Annotated in this window: 20 protein-coding genes; 5 read left to right on the top strand and 15 right to left on the bottom strand. The window is 56.6% G+C overall.

Annotated features, from left to right (window positions below; all coding sequences use genetic code 11):
- Positions 1 to 9: 9 nt before the first annotated feature.
- Together feoB and HMPREF3130_RS04815 are read right to left on the bottom strand one after the other, a co-directional pair.
- Positions 10 to 1,995 (bottom strand): ferrous iron transport protein B, encoded by a 1,986-nt coding sequence (gene feoB, locus HMPREF3130_RS04820; protein ID WP_069358734.1) that lies wholly within the window; start codon positions 1,993 to 1,995, stop codon positions 10 to 12.
- A 43-nt stretch (positions 1,996 to 2,038) separates the two neighbouring features.
- Complete coding sequence (locus HMPREF3130_RS04815) at positions 2,039 to 2,296, bottom strand: FeoA family protein (RefSeq protein ID WP_016422620.1); 258 nt, start codon at positions 2,294 to 2,296, stop codon at positions 2,039 to 2,041.
- A 280-nt stretch (positions 2,297 to 2,576) separates the two neighbouring features.
- On the opposite strand from HMPREF3130_RS04815, the gene HMPREF3130_RS04810 reads away from it, so the two are divergent.
- Positions 2,577 to 3,356 carry a hypothetical protein gene (locus tag HMPREF3130_RS04810; RefSeq protein ID WP_016422619.1) on the top strand — a complete coding sequence of 260 codons (780 nt, stop codon included), beginning with the start codon at positions 2,577 to 2,579 and terminating at the stop codon, positions 3,354 to 3,356.
- Between the two features lie 60 nt (positions 3,357 to 3,416).
- On the opposite strand, the gene dapF is transcribed toward HMPREF3130_RS04810, so the two are convergent.
- The 3 genes from dapF to HMPREF3130_RS04795 form a co-directional block, all read right to left on the bottom strand.
- Complete coding sequence (dapF, locus tag HMPREF3130_RS04805) at positions 3,417 to 4,340, bottom strand: diaminopimelate epimerase (RefSeq protein ID WP_016422618.1); 924 nt, start codon at positions 4,338 to 4,340, stop codon at positions 3,417 to 3,419.
- 31 nt (positions 4,341 to 4,371) lie between these two features.
- Entirely contained in the window at positions 4,372 to 5,274 is a 903-nt protein-coding gene (gene miaA, locus HMPREF3130_RS04800; RefSeq protein ID WP_042389282.1) for a tRNA (adenosine(37)-N6)-dimethylallyltransferase MiaA, read from the bottom strand.
- A gap of 67 nt (positions 5,275 to 5,341) precedes the next feature.
- On the bottom strand, positions 5,342 to 6,046 hold the full coding sequence (locus HMPREF3130_RS04795; RefSeq protein WP_016422616.1) for a class III extradiol ring-cleavage dioxygenase family protein: 705 nt from the start codon (positions 6,044 to 6,046) through the stop codon (positions 5,342 to 5,344).
- A 161-nt stretch (positions 6,047 to 6,207) separates the two neighbouring features.
- Between HMPREF3130_RS04795 and HMPREF3130_RS04790 the strand changes: the two genes are divergently transcribed.
- Entirely contained in the window at positions 6,208 to 7,572 is a 1,365-nt protein-coding gene (locus HMPREF3130_RS04790) for a DUF349 domain-containing protein (protein WP_016422615.1), read from the top strand.
- Between the two features lie 163 nt (positions 7,573 to 7,735).
- On the opposite strand, the gene HMPREF3130_RS04785 is transcribed toward HMPREF3130_RS04790, so the two are convergent.
- From HMPREF3130_RS04785 to HMPREF3130_RS04765, 5 genes are all read right to left on the bottom strand, one after another.
- A complete protein-coding gene (locus HMPREF3130_RS04785) occupies positions 7,736 to 8,485 on the bottom strand; it encodes an Rv2732c family membrane protein (RefSeq protein ID WP_016422614.1) in 750 nt (249 codons plus the stop codon).
- A complete protein-coding gene (gene miaB, locus HMPREF3130_RS04780; RefSeq protein ID WP_042388645.1) occupies positions 8,478 to 10,025 on the bottom strand; it encodes a tRNA (N6-isopentenyl adenosine(37)-C2)-methylthiotransferase MiaB in 1,548 nt (515 codons plus the stop codon). The genes HMPREF3130_RS04785 and miaB overlap by 8 nt, the downstream gene beginning before the upstream one ends.
- Positions 10,026 to 10,131: 106 nt before the next feature.
- Complete coding sequence (locus HMPREF3130_RS04775) at positions 10,132 to 10,740, bottom strand: regulatory protein RecX (protein WP_016422612.1); 609 nt, start codon at positions 10,738 to 10,740, stop codon at positions 10,132 to 10,134.
- A 43-nt stretch (positions 10,741 to 10,783) separates the two neighbouring features.
- Complete coding sequence (gene recA / locus HMPREF3130_RS04770) at positions 10,784 to 11,887, bottom strand: recombinase RecA (RefSeq protein ID WP_049170952.1); 1,104 nt, start codon at positions 11,885 to 11,887, stop codon at positions 10,784 to 10,786.
- 316 nt (positions 11,888 to 12,203) lie between these two features.
- Positions 12,204 to 12,410 (bottom strand): DUF3046 domain-containing protein, encoded by a 207-nt coding sequence (locus tag HMPREF3130_RS04765; protein WP_042389280.1) that lies wholly within the window; start codon positions 12,408 to 12,410, stop codon positions 12,204 to 12,206.
- 106 nt (positions 12,411 to 12,516) lie between these two features.
- Between HMPREF3130_RS04765 and HMPREF3130_RS04760 the strand changes: the two genes are divergently transcribed.
- From HMPREF3130_RS04760 to HMPREF3130_RS04750, 3 genes are read left to right on the top strand one after another with little or no spacing between them, the layout of a single operon-like run.
- A complete protein-coding gene (locus tag HMPREF3130_RS04760; RefSeq protein WP_016422610.1) occupies positions 12,517 to 13,134 on the top strand; it encodes a biotin transporter BioY in 618 nt (205 codons plus the stop codon).
- Between the two features lie 34 nt (positions 13,135 to 13,168).
- Positions 13,169 to 13,870 carry an energy-coupling factor ABC transporter ATP-binding protein gene (locus tag HMPREF3130_RS04755; protein WP_016422609.1) on the top strand — a complete coding sequence of 234 codons (702 nt, stop codon included), beginning with the start codon at positions 13,169 to 13,171 and terminating at the stop codon, positions 13,868 to 13,870.
- Positions 13,867 to 14,487, top strand: coding sequence for an energy-coupling factor transporter transmembrane component T family protein (locus HMPREF3130_RS04750; protein WP_016422608.1), 621 nt, complete (start codon positions 13,867 to 13,869; stop codon positions 14,485 to 14,487). The genes HMPREF3130_RS04755 and HMPREF3130_RS04750 overlap by 4 nt, the downstream gene beginning before the upstream one ends.
- Before the next feature lie 5 nt (positions 14,488 to 14,492).
- Here HMPREF3130_RS04750 and HMPREF3130_RS04745 read toward each other — a convergent pair whose 3' ends face one another.
- The 5 genes from HMPREF3130_RS04745 to HMPREF3130_RS04725 all read right to left on the bottom strand — a co-directional run bounded on the left by HMPREF3130_RS04745 (position 14,493) and on the right by HMPREF3130_RS04725 (position 18,246).
- Positions 14,493 to 15,320, bottom strand: a complete 828-nt coding sequence (locus tag HMPREF3130_RS04745; RefSeq protein ID WP_005509356.1) for a PspA/IM30 family protein — start codon at positions 15,318 to 15,320, stop codon at positions 14,493 to 14,495.
- Positions 15,321 to 15,461: 141 nt separating this feature from the next.
- Complete coding sequence (locus tag HMPREF3130_RS04740; RefSeq protein ID WP_016422607.1) at positions 15,462 to 15,896, bottom strand: helix-turn-helix domain-containing protein; 435 nt, start codon at positions 15,894 to 15,896, stop codon at positions 15,462 to 15,464.
- 51 nt (positions 15,897 to 15,947) lie between these two features.
- Positions 15,948 to 16,490 carry a CinA family protein gene (locus tag HMPREF3130_RS04735; RefSeq protein ID WP_016422606.1) on the bottom strand — a complete coding sequence of 181 codons (543 nt, stop codon included), beginning with the start codon at positions 16,488 to 16,490 and terminating at the stop codon, positions 15,948 to 15,950.
- Positions 16,491 to 16,514: 24 nt separating this feature from the next.
- Entirely contained in the window at positions 16,515 to 17,081 is a 567-nt protein-coding gene (gene pgsA, locus HMPREF3130_RS04730) for a CDP-diacylglycerol--glycerol-3-phosphate 3-phosphatidyltransferase (protein WP_016422605.1), read from the bottom strand.
- 31 nt (positions 17,082 to 17,112) lie between these two features.
- Positions 17,113 to 18,246 (bottom strand): TerC family protein, encoded by a 1,134-nt coding sequence (locus tag HMPREF3130_RS04725; protein ID WP_016422604.1) that lies wholly within the window; start codon positions 18,244 to 18,246, stop codon positions 17,113 to 17,115.
- Between the last annotated feature and the right edge of the window lie 26 nt (positions 18,247 to 18,272).

Here is an 18,272-nt window from a genome sequence, read left to right as displayed (position 1 = left end):
AACGAGGCTTTACAGGAACAGCTTCAACCCTTGGAAAACAATCACGGCCAGTGCCCATGCAACGACCAGCTGCGCTAGCAAACCGAAGCCCGTCCACTTCAAGCCGATCTCTCGACGTTGTGCCGCGAGCGTAGCCACGCACGGTGTGTAAGCCAGCAGGAAGATCATGTAGGCCCAGACTGCTGCCAATCCATGTCCATCGGATGCATTGTCAAAGTCACGTCGAATATTCTCCGCGAGCGGGCTGGAGGCCTGTTCGCTCGAATCGGAGTCGGTGACGTCCTCCACTGCATAGGTCTGTGCCCAGGTAGAAATGACGGCTTCCTTGGCCACAAAGCCCGTCACCAACGGACCTGTCAGAGACCATGTACCGAAACCTGCCGGGTTAAACACAGGAGCAATAGTTTCGCTGACTGCACCGTATGCGGAGTCCTGCGGTGCCAGGTCTTCATCGGCAAAGGAGTGCCCGGAGACAACCGGGATAGACATCAGAAGCCATACGACGATGACGGTGCTGACGATGATTCCACTAGCGGTCTGCAGGAAGCCCTTCAGACGCATCCACATCACAGATAGTGCCAGCCGTGCGGTCGGAAGCTGGTAGGTTGGCAGGTCAATGACCAGCGGTTCCGACGGCATGGTGCGCCACAAGGTCTTACGCAGTGCAAGGCCGGTCAGAACGATCAGCAGAATCGAGATCACGTACATAGCGAAGACGACTGTGCCCGCGTGTTCCGGGAAGAACACCGCACCCAACATGACATACACGGTTAGACGCGCCGAGCAGGAGGTAAACGGAACCAGTAGTGCCGTCAAAATGCGGTGGCGCGGATTACTCAGCACACGTGTTGCCGAAATCGCTGGCACGTTACAACCAAAGCCAACAATCAGCGGAATAAATGCCTTACCCGGAAGACCAATTGCACGCATGACACGGTCAGCCACCACGGCTGCACGCGCCATATACCCTGAATCCTCGAGTACTGCGAGGCACAGGAACATGAGTGCCATCAGCGGAACGAAGGTCAGCACCATGCCGACACCACCGATGATGCCGTTTACAAGCAGCCCGGTGACAATCGGATGGTCCCATCCCACCGCTTCTAATCCACGAGTAACCAAATCTGCGAAATTACCGGTAATAAGGGTTTCCAAACCGTCCTGCAACGGTGCTGCTACCGTCGTCGTGATTTGGAAGACTGCCCACATAACTGCCAGGAACACAATCGGTCCGAGCACCGGGTGAAGAACCACGTTATCAATGCGGTCGGAGAAAGTCTGGCGATCTTCCACCCCGCCCGTAGATGCCGCAACCGCCGCATCAATCGCGGCAAAGCGTGCGTCGTCCAGGCGTTCAATCGATTCACCATCGACCTGGCGAATCGGTGACGACACCGAACTACATCCGTCCAGAGCCGCTGCTACCGCGTCGGCCAACCGCGCCATTCCCGCTTTACGACGGGGATCCAGCGCCACCACCGGCATCCCCATAGCTGACTGCAATGCGTCCGGATTCACATCGATGCCCTTGGCCTTGGCAACATCTAGTTTGGTCAGAGCCAGAACGATGCGCTGGGGCTGTTCCGCCAATTCCGCGGCCATGTAGAGACCACGGCCCAGTGCCGTGGCGTCGACAACGACAACGACGAGATCCGGGCGTTCTTCTTCCGGTTTCTCGATGAGCATCTCGCGAGTGAGCTCTTCGTCCGGACTCATGGCATCCAGCGAGTAGGCACCCGGGAAATCGATGACATCGTACTCAGCGGCATCGGTCTTCCACGCGCCGCGGCTGACCTCTACGGTCGTACCAGGCCAATTGCCCATCTGCGCTTTCGCACCAGTCAAACTATTGAACAGTGTTGACTTACCGGAGTTCGGTGCGCCGACTACTGCGACAACAGGTGCACCATCCTTTGCTGGTGCTCCGCCACTGCATGCATGGCAGCTGGGCGTGGATGCGAATTTTCGCGTTGAGGAATCCGTAGGTGTTGTCATTGTTTACTTTCAGGAGGGAGGTGAGAAAAGAGATGTAGGGGACCTAACCCACGACGGACATCTTGTGCAGCGTGCTGGCATCGATGGCGTAGCGCGTTGCGCCAGCATGGACGATTCGCCCACCGCCGCTGGTGCTCCGTCCCACAGTGACACTCATTCCAGGGCGAAGCCCCAGTTGCGAAAGCCTGCGGCACAGGCGCTCATCCACATGCGACGCTCCCAGAGTGACGGTTACCCCCACCGGGACGTCGGCAAGCGACTGAATGTCATCCGACTGTTTTCGAGACCGCAATCCGAGCATGAGAAACCTCGCTTATATAGATAAGAATTAAGCTAAGCAAATCGTGTTTACGGAGATGAGCTTACTCTTAGGCATGCCTAAATGGAATAAACCGGGCACACCTAAGGAAAGTTATTTATGCCACACTTAATATTTGCCTATTTAGCGTGGCAGAATTGTTAGTCCCATCCGAATAGTTGCCGCGGCGTGGAGGAATGGTTCTAGGTACCCCAGAGCACAATGTGCTCACGTGCGATTCGTTAGTTCGCAGATGAAGATATGGGAAGTATCATCGAAAAGTATGACTACTGACTTGCGAAGCATTGGCATGGACTACCCCAGCTGGCGAGACGCGATGGAAGCCGCGATTGCCAGTGACAATCTGTCGGTCATCGGCGAGGTCCGCGGTGGCCAGCTGGTCCGTTTCGAAGATTCCTCTGGTGCGCGTCTGCACATCCTGGGTGTTGAACCATTTTCTACCTACGCCGGCTTCGCGGGCAGCCCGACCGTCACTGCCCATGTATCCAGCGTGGACGATGTCTTGGCGCTCGTGGAAATCGTCGAGGATGATCCCTCCTCGGATAACTTTGACAAGGTCATCGAGGTCGCTACCTGCCTGCTGTCACAGGGGCCAATGATTGTTGATGCCGGAACTCAGACTTTTGAGCATGTCGCGCTATCAGCTCTGGCAACTGATTTCACCCTCGACGCATCCGCTGAGGAGTACGAAAAGCGCACTGGGGCAACCCCGACAACATTGGACTTCGAAGGTGCTAAGGCAATTGTCGGAGATCAGGTCGGCAAGGCATCGCCTAGCGCAACCGTCAAACTGGCTGGTGTTATCAATAACTCCCGCAAGCATGTCAATGAGCTGACCGGCAAGAAGTTCTGGGTGCTCAACCTTGCTCTTCCGACCCCCATGGACGTACTTGTCCCCGGCGGCGACGAAGCTCCCCAGCCAGGTATGGTCGTCTCCGGCACTTTCTCACTGACCGGTGAGATCATTCCGCCTCAAGGTTGCGGAGGCGGCTGTGGCGATGGCGGCTGTGGTTGTGGCGACGGTGGCTGCGGCGGACACTAGTCCGCTAACTCCCCACCGCTTCCACTACCCCGCTAGGGCTCCTGCTGCACTAGCTACCAGTCACAGGGCTTCCAGCTCAATATCGCCGAGCGTGTGAATCACGCTCGGCCCGGTCAAGGTCGCCGAGAAGTCCCCATCCGCATTGCTGGCCTTGTGGACATCCACAGTCACCACACCGCCAGGCACCTTGACTGTCACAACCCCCTCAGTCCGGCCGGCATCGGCCAGCGCGGCAATAGCTGCCGCAACCGTACCGGTGCCACACGAGCGGGTCTCACCAACTCCACGTTCAATTACTCGCATGGACACCGAATCAGAGGCATCCAGCGGGGTGACAATTTCCACATTGAGGCCGTTCGGGAACATGGCTTCGTCGGCACGCACTGGCTTCGCGACACTACCCGCCGCTTCCAATTCCAGCTCCGCCAGAGCGGCGGCATTTAGGCCAGGCATGACGCAGGCCAAATGCGGATTTCCCACGTCGACACCAATCCCGGCGAATTTCTGGGCATTGTTGCCCGAACCAATGAACGCAGTAGCGAGGCCGAGGACTTCCGGCTGGCCCATATCCACCCCAACGACCGCGTGCCTGCGGCTGAGCTCATCAATCGAAACAGCGCGCAGCCCTGCTCGAGTGCCCACCCGCAAAGTTCCGTCGACGACACTGTCCGGGCTGTGAATCGCGGCAATATAGTGTGCAAAGACGCGGACACCATTCCCGCACATCTCGGCAATAGAACCGTCACTATTGCGGTAGTCCATAAACCAATCGTCGGCTTTAACGCCCTCCGGCAATGCCGCCAAAACACCGGCATCGACGAGTTTCCCCGCACGGGCAACCCGCAGGACGCCGTCAGCGCCAAGACCTCGCTGTCGATCGCACACTGCTGCGACCAGTGATTCGGTCAAATCAATCGACACCAAATCATCTGGAAAAATCAAGAAATCGTTTTGCGTACCGTGGCCTTTGGCAAATGAAACCATGCCCTTGATGCTAGCGGGAGGTCCGAATCTCTTACAGACCAAGTGCGGAAAACGCCTGTCCCGGCACGTCACCGGCAGCGTCTAGCCACATGATCCGATGATCACGGTTGAACCAGGAGCGCTGACGTCGCACATACCTGCGCGTACCAGTAATCGTGCGTTCACAAGCCGTATCCAGGTCGTAAACCCCATCGAAGTAGTCCAGCACCTGCGCATAGCCGATCGCGCGACTAGCGGTCACACCTTCGCGCAACCCTTGCGCAATCAAACTCTCAGTTTCTTCCACCAGGCCAGCGGCAAACATGCCCCGCGTACGCTGTTCAATCCGCGGATTTAGCCATTCCGCCTGCGTGCGCAACCCCAATATGCGAGTGTTCCACCGCGGTGGCTTATCAATCGACGGCTTCGACGCTGCAAAAGGTTTGCCCGTGAGCTCGATGACCTCCAGGGCGCGGACGGTGCGCCGCGGGTCATTGGTCTCAATAATTGCCGCCGCATCCGGATCAATCTCTGCCAGCCGATCATGCAACGCCGCCGGACCGATCTCGTCCTGCACTGTCTCCCACTTCGTACGTACTTCAGGGTCCGTAGGTGGGAACTGCCAGTCGTCCACCAACGCCTGCACATACATCATCGACCCGCCGACAAGGATGGGGACTTTCCCCCGCGCGCGAATGGCCTCAACATCCGCGACCGCCTCACGCTGATACGTCGCCACACTCGCCGGCTGCGTCACGTTCAGCACATCGAGTTGGTGGTGCGGAATCCCCCGCCGCTGGTCCACCGACAGCTTCGCTGTTCCGATATCCATTCCTCGATAGAGCTGCATCGAATCAACATTGACGACCTCACCGCCAAGCTGCTCCGCAAGTACCAGCCCCAAATCCGACTTTCCCGACGCCGTCGGCCCTACCACCGCAATCGGCACCGGCAAGCTCTCACTCTCGAAAGCCGTCACTACCCAGTTCACACTCCTGCACAAAAACTAAAAACGCGCGCTCTTACTTCGCAACACACCGCCAGCTGGCCACGTGGTAGCCGATTCCATAAGGCGCCCCGTCATAGTAAGAACGCTTTACGACGGTCAATCCAGACCCCTTCCAGCTTTCAGCAGCTTTACTCAGCTGCTGCCATAACTCGGCTGCGTACGCGCCGGGAGCTGGAAACACAATATTTTCCACGTTAATACTTGAGCAGTCCTGACCAGCAATCAGACTGCACAGCGCATCAACCTCCGCTGCACCTTCAATTACGCCGACCGGGGAATCGTCCGCAAGGCCGAATGCGCCGTCGACAAGCACAAGCAGACGCGTGTGACCGGCAGCGAGTGCCTCAGCGATAGAGTCGAAGCACGTTGCCTGAATGACGCGGCCAGTGGGTCCTTCAGAATTCCGTCGCGCGTAGTCTTCGATAAGCCAGCGTCCCAGCAGCTCAGGTAATTCGGTTCCGCCTGACACCGTGACATCAACCCCATACGGAGAAAAACTGCCGGGTGCGCTGGTCTGGTGCGGGGACTTCGCCTGCATCCTGCCAGTGATAATAGCGACCGCGCCGGGCTCCCCGGGTTCGTCATCTGTCCACAGCGTCGCGACGGTTTCACGGGCATGACGGCGCAATTCCGTGGCGATAGGTGCAAAACCACCCAGCTCCTCGACGATGAGGAGCGCACGCGGAACGATAACAAGCCGAGGCAAACGCGAATTCACGTCCTCAACGCTACCGTGAGGGGCTAGTCGATGCCTTAATCCGGCGGTGTTACGCGCGCTGTGCCAAAATTTTTGGGATACTCGAGCACATACCGTAAGTGTTTGATGGCAGCCGTGTCGCGCGGCAGTTCTGCATGAAGATTGGAAGAGGTTTACCCACTATGACCGGTACCAGCAATTCCCCTAAGCCAGGTCCACGCCCGGGTCCACGTCCGGGACCTCGACCAGGCTCAATGCCGGCTCATCGTAAGGCCCCTGGAGCTACTCCAGCGCCTGCGGGGTCGGCCGCTGTGGCACATGCCGTCCACAATGATCCAAAGAAGTTTGGCCGCATTGACGAAGACGGCACTGTTTGGCTGGTCACCAGCGCCGGCGAACGCAATATTGGCTCCTGGCAGGCTGGCACCGTAGAAGAGGGTTATGCCCACTACGGCAAGCGCTACGAGGATCTGGCCACCGAGGTCGAGCTACTGGAATCTCGTGTAGTCTCCCACCCGCAGGAGGCAAAGACCATTTCTCACAACGCAGTTGAACTGCGTGAGAGCCTTGCCACCGCCACGGTCCTCGGCGATATCGATGCGCTGGATAAGCGCCTTGCAGAGGTCATTGCCACCTCCCACGTCGCAGAGGAAAAAGTCGCTCACGACAAGGCAGAGCGCCGTAAGAACGCCATCGCACGTAAGGAAGAGCTCGCCGCAGAGGCCGAAGAGCTCGCAGAGAACTCCACCGAGTGGAAGGTCGCCGGCGACCGTATCCGCGAGATTCTCACGGAGTGGAAGCAGATTCGCGGCATCGACCGCAAAACTGATGATCAGCTCTGGCGCCGTTACTCCCGCGCGCGTGATTCTTTCAACCGCCGCCGCGGTGCCCATTTTGCGGAACTGGACCGCAACCGTGCGGCTGCTCGCCGCGTTAAGGAGGACATCATTGAGCGAGCTGAGGCCCTGAAGACCTCCACTGATTGGGGTGGCACCGCTGCTGCCTTCCGTGACCTGATGGCTGAGTGGAAGGCCGCTGGTCGAGCCCCGCGCGAGGTCGATGACAAGCTGTGGGCGCAGTTCAAGGCCGCCCAGGATGAGTTCTTTGGTGCTCGCAACGCGGTCAACGAAGCTCGAGACAGGGAGTTCGAGGAAAACGCTGCGGCCAAGGACGCACTGCTGGCTGAATACGAAGACCGCATTGATCCGTCCAAGGGCCTCGATCACGCTCGCAACGAACTGCGTCAGTTGCAGGAGAAATGGGAGGCCATCGGCTTTGTGCCGCGTGGTCGTGTGCGTGAGTATGAAAACCGCATTGGCGCACTGGAAAAGCGCGTCTCCGATGCTGCCGATTCGCAGTGGCGCCGTACCGACCCCGAAGCACAGGCTCGCGTCCAGCAGTTCGCCGACCGCGCAGCGGAGTTTGAGCAGAAGGCCGCCGAACTCGAGGCGAAGGGCAAGGCTTCTCAGGCAGCCAAGGCTCGGGAGCAGGCCGAACAGTGGCGACAGTGGGCAGAGCAGGCCGCGGAGACTCTCAAGGAGCTCTAACAGAAGCTAGTTGTGTGTCGGGGAAGCATGTTCTCGCTCTCCGGCTTCCTCAACCGAATCTGGCTCAGCTGGGCGCTGGCAACGCGTCGATGGTTAAAAGTAAGGGGCTCTCTTCCGGAGTGGAAGAGAGCCCCATACTTACTGCGCTAGTTAAAAAGTCTCACTACTCGTCGCTGACCTGTTCGTCCTTTTCGCCGGTCTGCTGAGAGACATTATCCGCGCTACTGCCCTGCTGGACACGATTGCGTCGGCGAGCGCGTTCACGGCGGTCGTCGACGACCTCAACATCCGTAGTCGTATTCGGGGTCAGGCCCGCCCGCAGGTAAACCTGCTGCGCGCGCAGTACCGGATCGGTGTCAGCGTGCTTGCGACGTTTCGTCGCGATTGCGAGCTGCTCCTTACTACGTCGGAAAGCGATGAAAGTCACGGAGATGGCCAGTAGAAAACTGCAGAAAATACCGAGCATCAGGCCGAAGGAAATACCCTCGCCGGCCAGTTCCTGTGGACGAGACTGACGCATCCAACCAGCGAAGACTGAGTAGACCATCTGAATACAGGCAAAAAACCAGGTGACGAATGCGAGAATCGTCGTCCGCGTAATCAGCGTGGCAATAGCTAGCAAGACACCTACCACCACGAGAATGGAGTAAATTCGCTCCGGTCGAGTCGTGAAGTACTGATGCGCAACATCCGTATCCAGCAACACATCAAAGCCCAAAACAACGCCCGAGTGCGGAAGGAAGAAACTCGTAATGAGGCCGATGACGGCAACCATCATCGGAATCACCGCACGGCCGAGGTCCAGCTCGCCAGCGGCCTTGCGCTCCTGAACCCGCAACGCCTGCGCGGATTCCACCGACTGCTCGCTAGTGGATTCCATATCACTTTCCGGCGAAGCCTTGTCACTACTCACAGCCGCATCCCTCACTTACACTCGTTTTCTCCGGGCGTCCAATCTTTGGCAAGCCCAGACCAACTCCAATCGGAGCGGTCGTCGGAGTCTGACCGACCTCTACATTATCCCCCGCCTTAGTGCGGCGGTGTGTGAGCACACCGGAGTCAGCAATGAGGAAGTGCGGTGCGGAGTCGGTCACACGCACTGTCACGTAATCACCTGGGCGAATCTTGCGGTCGACGACGCCTGGTTCGCTTTCCGACGGGCTGAAGTGCACCAGGCGGCCATCCCGACTCCGACCTGACATGCGATGAGTCTCCGCATTTTTACGCCCATCGGACTGGCTGACCAGCAGCTCAACTTCCCGACCGACGAGCTTGGCGTTTTCTTCCTCGGAAATACGCTCCTGAAGCGCTAGCAGCCGACCATAGCGTTCTTTCACAACCTCTGGTGGAACCTGATCAGTCATGGTCGCCGCCGGAGTTCCCGGGCGAGGCGAGTATTGGAAGGTGAACGCCGAGCTAAAACGAGCCTTTTCCACCACGTCGAGAGTTTGCTGGAAGTCCTCTTCGGTCTCGCCTGGGAAACCGACAATGATGTCAGTGGTAATGGCCGCGTCCGGCATTTTTTCCCTAACCTTCTCCAGAATTCCCAGGAATTTCTTGGTGCGGTAGGAACGGCGCATGTCTTTCAGCACTCGGTCGGAACCGGACTGTAGTGGCATGTGTAGCTGATGAACCACATTCGGTGTCTCCGCCATAGCGTCGATGACATCATCGGTGAACTCAGCTGGGTGCGGAGACGTAAAGCGCACGCGCTCCAACCCCTCAATCTGGCCGCAGGCGCGCAACAACTTGGAAAAAGCCGAGCGGTCGCGTTCCATGTCAGGGTCGGCGAAGTTAACACCATAGGCGTTGACATTCTGTCCGAGGAGGGTGACGTCAGTAACGCCCTGCTCCACGAGTGCCTGTACCTCAGCGAGAATCTCGCCCGGACGACGATCGCGTTCCTTACCACGCAAACTGGGGACGATGCAGAAGGTGCACGTGTTATTGCAGCCTACGGAAATACTCACCCAACCTGCGTAAGTGGATTCACGCTTGGCCGGCAGCACCGAGGGAAATTCTTCCAGCGCGTCCTTAATCTCGACTTCAGCCCGGTCATTATGAGCGGCGCGTTCCAACAAAGCTGGCAACGAACCCAAGTTATGCGTGCCGAAGACTACGTCCACCCATGGGGCCTTCTTTACGACGACGTCCTTATCCTTCTGGGCCAAGCAGCCACCGACGGCAATCTGCATGCCTGGGTGAGCATCCTTGACCGGTTTGAGCTGTCCCAATGTGCCATAGAGGCGATTGTCCGCATTCTCTCGAACGGCACAGGTGTTGAAAACGACCAGATCAGGATTATCGCCTTCTGCAGCCGCTACATAACCGTTTTCTTCCAGCAAGCCAGACAGTCGTTCCGAGTCATGGACGTTCATCTGACAACCGAACGTACGTACCTCATATGTGCGAGGCGAAGACTGCTGCTGAGAGTTCAAAGAAGGGGTAGTCACGGCAGTTTAGGTTAGCTGTTTATGGCCCATTTCCCCAATCAGCGACCCCTTTAAACCTGACGGGTCCGCAGCCGGCGTGCTAATCCGGCGTGCGGTGGCACCGGCGCTAATCTGTGTCCTCTTCGAGTTCCCGGTATCGCTCTTCTAACTGATCCCGAGCAATGCTCATGGACAATTCAGAGGGGAAACCGCGCCGCGCCAGCACACCGACGACTTTGCGTAAATCCTTTTGCTTGGAGTTGAAGTCAGGTGCCACTGTTTTAATAGTGGCCGCTTTCTTCGCCGCTAGCTTCCGGGCGACTTCTTCTTCCGCGTTGTGCGTAATCTGCTCCAACGCATCTGCACGAAGAGAAGCATCAATGCCTTTTTCCTGCAGCTCCCGGTTCAAAACCATCTTCGACTTGCCGCGACTGGCAAAGCGCTGCCGCACCCATTCGGATGCGAAAAGCTCGTCATTAACCAATCCACTTCGGGTCAGGTCATCAACGACTTCTTCAATCATCGAGGTTGGAAACTCCTCGACTGCCTCGAGCCTTTCTACGAGTTCCTTGCGGGAACGCATTCGCTGATCGAGCAAGCGCAGTGCCTTAGCACGAATCGGGGCCTTGGATTCCTCACGACCCGCATCGTAGAGCGAACCACCGTCAGCTTCCGCAATCTGCTGAGCAAGCTTTTCGATAGTCTCCCGCACATCGCGGCCGTTACGATCCTCCACGGTCCTCTCTTTTCGTGTGTCGCGGCACTACGCCGTGAGCTAGCTAGTCTTCCAAATCATCGAAGTCGATGTCCGGCACGACATCGACAGGGGCATCGATATCGGTCTCATCCTCGACCTCCGCGAATTCCCCGACACCGAGCTTCTTCTTGATCTTGACTTCGATTTCCTGGGCAATTTCTGGATTCTCGCGCAGGTGCATACGAGCCTTTTCCTTGCCCTGACCCAACTGATCGCCCTCGTAGGTAAACCACGAACCGGACTTCTTGACAATGCCGTTATCAACGCCCATGTCAATCAACGAGCCCTCACGCGAAATGCCCTCGCCGTAGATGATGTCAAACTCTGCCTGCTTGAACGGCGGCGACACCTTGTTCTTGACTACCTTCAAGCGCGTGCGGTTACCCACCGCATCCTGGCCGTCCTTCAACGTCTGAATTCGGCGTACGTCACAGCGAACGGAAGCGTAGAACTTCAGTGCTTTACCACCCGTGGTGGTCTCAGGAGAGCCGAACATGACGCCAATCTTTTCACGCAGCTGGTTAATGAAGATGGCAGTGGTGCCGGTGTGGGACAGCGCACCAGTCATCTTGCGCAGCGCCTGACTCATCAACCGCGCCTGCAGGCCAACGTGGGAATCGCCCATTTCACCGTCGATTTCAGCCTTCGGAGTCAACGCGGCCACCGAGTCAACCACGATGATGTCAATAGCACCGGAACGCACCAACATATCTGTAATCTCAAGTGCCTGCTCACCGGTATCTGGTTGGGATACCAGAAGGTTGTCCGTATCTACTCCAAGCTTGCGCGCATAAACCGGATCCAGCGCATGCTCCGCATCAATAAATGCGGCAATACCGCCCTGCCGCTGCGCCTCTGCAATAGCATGCAGTGCGACTGTGGTCTTACCTGAGGATTCTGGACCATAGATTTCTACGATACGACCACGCGGGAACCCGCCCAGGCCCAAGGCCACGTCGATAGCGATATTGCCGGAGGGAATAACCTGAATTGGAGGACGATTGTCGTCCCCCAGGCGCATAACTGCACCCTTACCAAAGTCCTTCTCAATGTTCGCCAGAGCTACATCGAGCGCCTTCAGGCGATCATTGCCCTGGTTCGAAGCCGTAGCCTTCTTACGAGCCATAGTTCGTTGTTCTTCCTCATTGTCATTGTCGCGGTCATTGTCGCGTACGGTATCGGGTTCTGGAGCCGTACTCAGAGAATGTGTCTCCCGATTTTCATCCAAAACAGAAACTTCGCTCACACTTAATTAGGCGCGAAACTAGCCGTTCCGGTTCCAAATTGGTCCGCGACACCTCTACTGCCGGTTACACCCGGAAGTTATACCGAATCAGACGGATTGACTTCATCAGCACTTTCGATAATATGCGAAACCCTGTTCGAATGGCAACGACACGCAAGAGCCGTCGGCAAGCATTCACCGTCGTCTACGCCGGAACCTATTCGTCAGGACCGTACCAGCGGTCTTCAGGAATATCGTGTTCCCTACACAGCGCCCACCAGATATCCCGAGGTTCGACCCCGTCCTCGAGCAGTTCCGCGGGAGTTTTTCCATATTCCATCAGTACGTGGGAATGCAACAGCCACGGGCCGTGCTGAGGCCCAAATTCGTGGTTGACGAAGTTGTGAAAATCGGCCAATCGCATGAGACCAACGTACAAGATACCTGTCACTGATACCTACCTGGGCGCCTTTTTGCATAGACGAATCCCCGGCCCCCTGCCTGAACAGTGCTCAACTCAGGGGTTTAAGATGAGAGCTGTGAATAATTCCAAGGTGTATGACCTCACTATTATCGCTGCTTTCGCAGCACTAATCATCGTGCTCGGCGGCATTGCCATTCCCGTTGGCGGCCTCGGCGTGCCAATCGTGCTACAGAACATGGGCATCGCACTGGCCGGGATGATTCTCGGATTCAAACGTGGCGGCCTCGCCACTACCCTGTTCCTGGCTGTTGGTCTCGTGGGTGTCCCAAACATGGCGGGCTGGAAACCACTTCTCGCCGCACTCCCCGGCCCTACCGTGGGTTACATTGTCGGCTATTTAATTGCCGGTTTCGCAATCGGCGCGATTGCCCAGCAAGCACCACGGGCGAAGGTTTCACGAATCAGCGTCTTCATCGGCGCAGGCCTCGTCGGAGTTCTACTACAGTACTTCTTCGGATCTGTCGGATTGACTTGGCGTATGGGACTTAGCTTCACCGACGCACTGATTACCAACGTCCCGTTTATCCCAGGCGACGTGGCAAAGGTTGTCGTAGCCGCGCTTATTGCTACTGCCGTACTGCAGGCTTTCCCTGATTTGCTTCCCGACGCTGCCAACCGTAAGCAAAGTCGTTTGGTTAAGGAAGCAGCCACCTCGGGCAATTAACCCCACAGAATTAGAAAGGGTCTCGAGTCGCACTATGCCCACCATCGCTTTTGACCGCGCGTCCGCAACCTATTCGGGACGCCAGATACTGAAGCCGACCACGCTAACTCTCACAGAGAACCGCATTGGCATTATCGGCGAAAACGGTGGCGGTAAGTCCACGCTGGTGCGACTCATTAACGGCCTGGGCCCGGTCACTGGTGGCACGGTCACGTATGAGGGCATGAATGTCGCAAAGCAGGCAAAGGCAATTCGCAAGAATGTCGGCTTCATCTTTTCTGATGCGGATAACCAAATTGTGATGCCGACAGTCGCAGAGGACATTGCCTTTTCACTACGCAAGCGAAAACTGCCAAAGGATGAGCGCAACCAGCTGGTGCAGGAAGCTCTTGAGCGATTTGGGCTCGCCAATCATGCTGACGCCTCGCCACACTTGCTCTCGGGTGGACAAAAACAGCTACTGGCGCTGGCGGCAGTGTTAATTCTTAATCCCACGACCATTATTGCCGATGAGCCCACTACGCTCCTCGACTTGCGCAATCGTCTCCACATTCGGAGTATTTTCGCCCAGCTTGAGCAGCAAATTATCGTGGTCACTCATGATCTGGATTTTCTTATGGACTTCGACCGGGTTATCCGCGTAAGCGCAGGAGAAATCGTCGACGACGGTGCGCCGAAGGAAGTTATTGACCGATACGTCAGCGATATGACTCGTGCGGAAGAAGGCCGCTCATGATTCATCCAGCCGATGTCCCGTTAGGGCTTTACCTAAACCATAAGTCGCCTGTGCACAGGCTCCCGACGGCCCCCAAACTCATCATTGTCATCGCATTTTTATTGCTCACCGGGATTCTCGTGGATACCTGGCTAGGCGGGGCGATTGCCCTGGCAATTATCACCCTTGCTTATGCGGTGGCCAAGGTGCCACCAATGGTTGCTTTCCGACAGCTCCGTGGAGCCGTCATCATTTTGGCGCTGCTTTCGCTTCTCCTGTGGTGGCGCGCCGGAGGTGAGCAAGCGCTGACGACCTTCCTCGCGCTTCTCGCCGCAATCGCAGCGGCAATATTGCTAACGCTGACGACCCGCGTCAGCGACATCATGGATACTTTGACCACTGCGATGCAGCCGTTCGCCCGTTTCGGCCTACCAGTCGACACCATCGCGCTCGCACTATCGCTGACGCTGCGTATGATTCCGCTTCAGGTTATGGCCGCTGCCGAGGTACTGGAAGCTCGAAAAGCACGAGGGGCTGCCGGCTCAATCATTGCCTTCGGCGTACCAGTAGTCATCCGAACCATTAATCGCTCGAAGGCAATGGGTGATTCGCTAATCGCACGTGGTGAAGGTGAGTAGGAGAATTAATTGCCCTCACGCAGCTGGCGCATGCGCTCAGCAACAGCAGGGTCAACGTTGGAGGCAGCGCTTCCCTCGATGGACTTCTGAGCCTCGCCACCAGAGAGCTCGTTGCCACCGTTCATTTCTGCGCGGATTTGCTCCAGGCGAGAGTGCCCAGCAAGCTGAACGCCTGCGGCCTCTACCTCAGCCATACGCCCCTGAACCGAGTTCTGAGCTAGCTCGGCCTGACCAAGAGCGTTAGCGTAACGACGCTCAATCTTGTCACGAACCTGATCCAGATTAGGTGTAGCCCCCGAAGAAATCTGATTCATCGACTGCAGGGACTCAGAGACTTTCTCCTGCATCTTTGCTTGCTCCAGCTGGCTGAGGAGCTTTGCGCGCTCCGCGACCTTCTGCTGCAGCTGCATGGAATTACGCTCGACGGCCTTCTTAGCCTGAGCCGCCTGCTGCAGCGACTGATCGTGCAGAGCCTTCAAATCTTCTACCGACTGCTCAGCAGTAACCAACTGAGCTGCGAAAGCCTCAGCTGCGTTCTCATACTCCGTAGCCTTGGCAGTATCCCCCTCAGCACGAGCCTTGTCAGCGAGCTGCAATGCCTGACGAGTGTTCCCCTGCAGCTTCTCAATCTCAGCGAGCTGACGGTTAAGGCGCATTTCCAGCTGGCGCTGATTACCAATCACCGCCGCTGCCTGCTGCGATAGTTCCTGGTGCTGCCGCTGGGCATCCTCGATAGCCTGCTGAATCTGCACCTTCGGATCAGCGTTTTCCTCAATCTTGGAATCAAAAGCGGCCATCAAGTAATTCCACAGCTTTACAAATGGATTAGCCATAGCGTCCCATACACCTTTCTTATTGCAACTACCTCAAAGCAGGTCTGTGCTTATCGCGCACCCAATCTTAACTAAAGCCGAGCGTCTTCGGGTGCTAAGTACCGGAGCAATGGAATGAAATTCCACCGCCGCAACCAATTTCTACATCGCTGCCAATTCTGGGCTCGCCGAATGCAGGGCCATCGCTGTGGCTGCTTCCATCATCAAATCCGACACCGTCACACCAAGCGCCGCGCATACCGACGCCAGCAGCTCAGATGAGACTTCTTTCCGTCCACGCTCAAGCTCAGACAAATAACCAGGGCTAATAGCCGCATTTTCAGAAAGCTCACGCAGCGTCTGTCCACTGCGCGAACGGATATCACGCAGCGTCTCCCCCAGTGCCTCTCGCAGGAGTGGCTCACGGGATTCTCCCCGTTCCGCCAAATCCTGTGCCGTTAACTTTGCAACCGATCCAGGCTGCTCCCCTACAGCCACCCGCGCCGACGGTGCTGTGGCATCCATGGAAGCTTCGAAAGCGGCAGCGCTATCTACCTCTGGGTAGCGAATGGTCATAAGTGCAGTATTGTTGGTCATCACTTTCTCTAACGCTTTAGAAGGCCGACCTGTTCCCAATTTTCAAAAATTCTACTCACCGTCGAGATTCTGCAACAACAGTTCTAACGCCAATACCACTGCTTGACGACGAATCTCCGCGCGCGACCCCTCTTTATTCACCGGCAACCTAACAGCAGTTACCCCATCAAGGTACGAAACTCCCGGCGGTTTCAGACCACACCAGACTTCACCTACTGGGTGCCCATCCTGCATCGCTGGACCAGCAACGCCAGTTAGCGAAATCCCCCAGTCCGCCACTGCTTTATTTGCCACTCCAAGTGCCATATACCGGGCCGTCAACTCGGACACGGGGCCATATGCGGCCAAAGCATCCTTTGGCACGTCGGCAAGCAACGCCTTCGTGTCAGTGGCGTAAGTGACCACGCCACCGCGGAGAACGGCGGAGGCTCCCGGTACGGAGGCAACTGTAGCGCAGAGAAGACCTGCGGTAAGTGATTCTGCGGCTGCAAAAGTCTCGCCACGAGCCGTAAGCGTTTGGACGAGTTGAAGCGAAACGCCATCGACACCGTCAGCGTTTTCGTCGCTCTGGGCGAGGCGTTCGACTGTGTTCACAGCTTTACCCTCCACTTAATTTCTCTACGAGACCTTTCGCGCATCCACAATGTACTGGATACCAGTACCGACGGTGACGACAATGGCGGCAACCATCACAATCCAGGACGGCCAGAACAACCAGTCCACTGGCATCAGGAAGAGCCCCACTGCTACAGACTGCAGGACCGTCTTTATCTTGCCGCCCCGAGAAGCCGGAACAACACGCCCCTGACGCAGGGCGAACATACGCCAGATGGTGATGCCACCTTCGCGAATCACGATGATGACAGTCACCCACCACGGCAGAATGTCGATGATGTTCATACCAATCAGCGCAGCCAGCATTAGAGCCTTATCGGCAATCGGATCGGCAATCTTGCCAAAGTCGGTAATGAGGTTACGGCTACGTGCGAGGTGCCCGTCCAACTTGTCAGTCGCCATCAGAAGCGCGAATACGACAAACGACCACCAGCGCCAATTGGTGGCTTCGCCGCCCTCCTGAAGAAGTACCCACAGGAACACCGGTACTCCGAGGATGCGAAGCACGGTCAGGAAATTGGGCAAGTTCCAGTTGGAAACACGGCTTGTATCAGCACTTGGAGCAGTCACAGTTGTTACCTTATCTCACAATCGTGTTCGATTAACGCCCAGGCTCGTTCTTACCGGTGTGTGAACCGTTAGTTTCGCTTCCGGCCGACGTTGACCCCTCACTGACAGAAGTAGAGGAGGCGTGAGAGCCGAGGCCATCGCGGCTTCCATCATCATCGTGGTGAACACGCGGAAGGGCAATCGCACCCATGTTTTCATCACGCTTGCTCTTGAGCCACGATGCCAGGACAGTCACCACCAGAACGATGACGATGACCGCCAGCGACGCCCAGGTCGATACTTCAGGCACCGACACGTTCTCACCGCTGTTGATAAACGGCAGGTTGTTTTCATGCAGTGCGTGCAACAGCAACTTCACACCAATAAAGGCCAGGATGACACCCAGGCCATAAGCCAGGTACACCAAGCGATCCAGCAGACCGTCGAGCAGGAAGTACATCTGTCGCAACCCCATGAGAGCAAGGGCATTTGCAGTAAAGACGATATATGCCTCATCCGTCAGGCCGTAGATAGCCGGGATAGAGTCAAACGCAAACATCACATCGATAAAACCGATGGACACCAGCGCGATGGCAAGTGGAGTCAAGTAACGCTTGCCGTTTTCCTTAACAGTCAGCTTGTCCTTGTTGTAATGGTCCGAAATTGGGACGATTCGACGCAGCCATTGAATCAGCTTCATATCCGACGGATCGGGTTCCGGCTTATCGACGGCTTCGTCGTACACCGTCTTGATAGCCGTGTAAATCAGGAAGATTGCAAACAGGTAGAAAACGTCAGACCACTTGGCAATAACTGCCGCACCAGCCCAAATGAACAGGCCTCTGAATACCAGCGCCATCGCAATACCGAACAGCAAAACCTTTTGTTGGTACTGGCGCGGAATCTTGAATGCGCCGATGATGAGTGCAAAGACAAATAGATTGTCTACGCTGAGCGCCTTTTCGGTGATATAGCCCGATAGAAACTCAATGCCTCGGTGGTGATCCCATAACAACCACACCATTCCGCCGAAAATTAATGCCAAGACTACGTAGAAAGCGGTCCAGATGCCGGCTTCCTTCATAGTTGGGTTATGCGGCGTGCGAACGTGTGCATAGAAGTCAAAGGCGATAAAACCCATGACGACCACAATGGTGATAATCCATACCAATGCGGGGACATGCATATTAAAAAAAGACCTCCGGTCGTGCG

Source organism: Corynebacterium sp. HMSC14B06, assembly GCF_001807075.1.
GTDB classification, from domain to species: domain Bacteria; phylum Actinomycetota; class Actinomycetes; order Mycobacteriales; family Mycobacteriaceae; genus Corynebacterium; species Corynebacterium jeikeium_D.
Note: the sequence above shows the minus strand (reverse complement) of the source record. Positions and strands in the feature narration are given on the sequence as shown.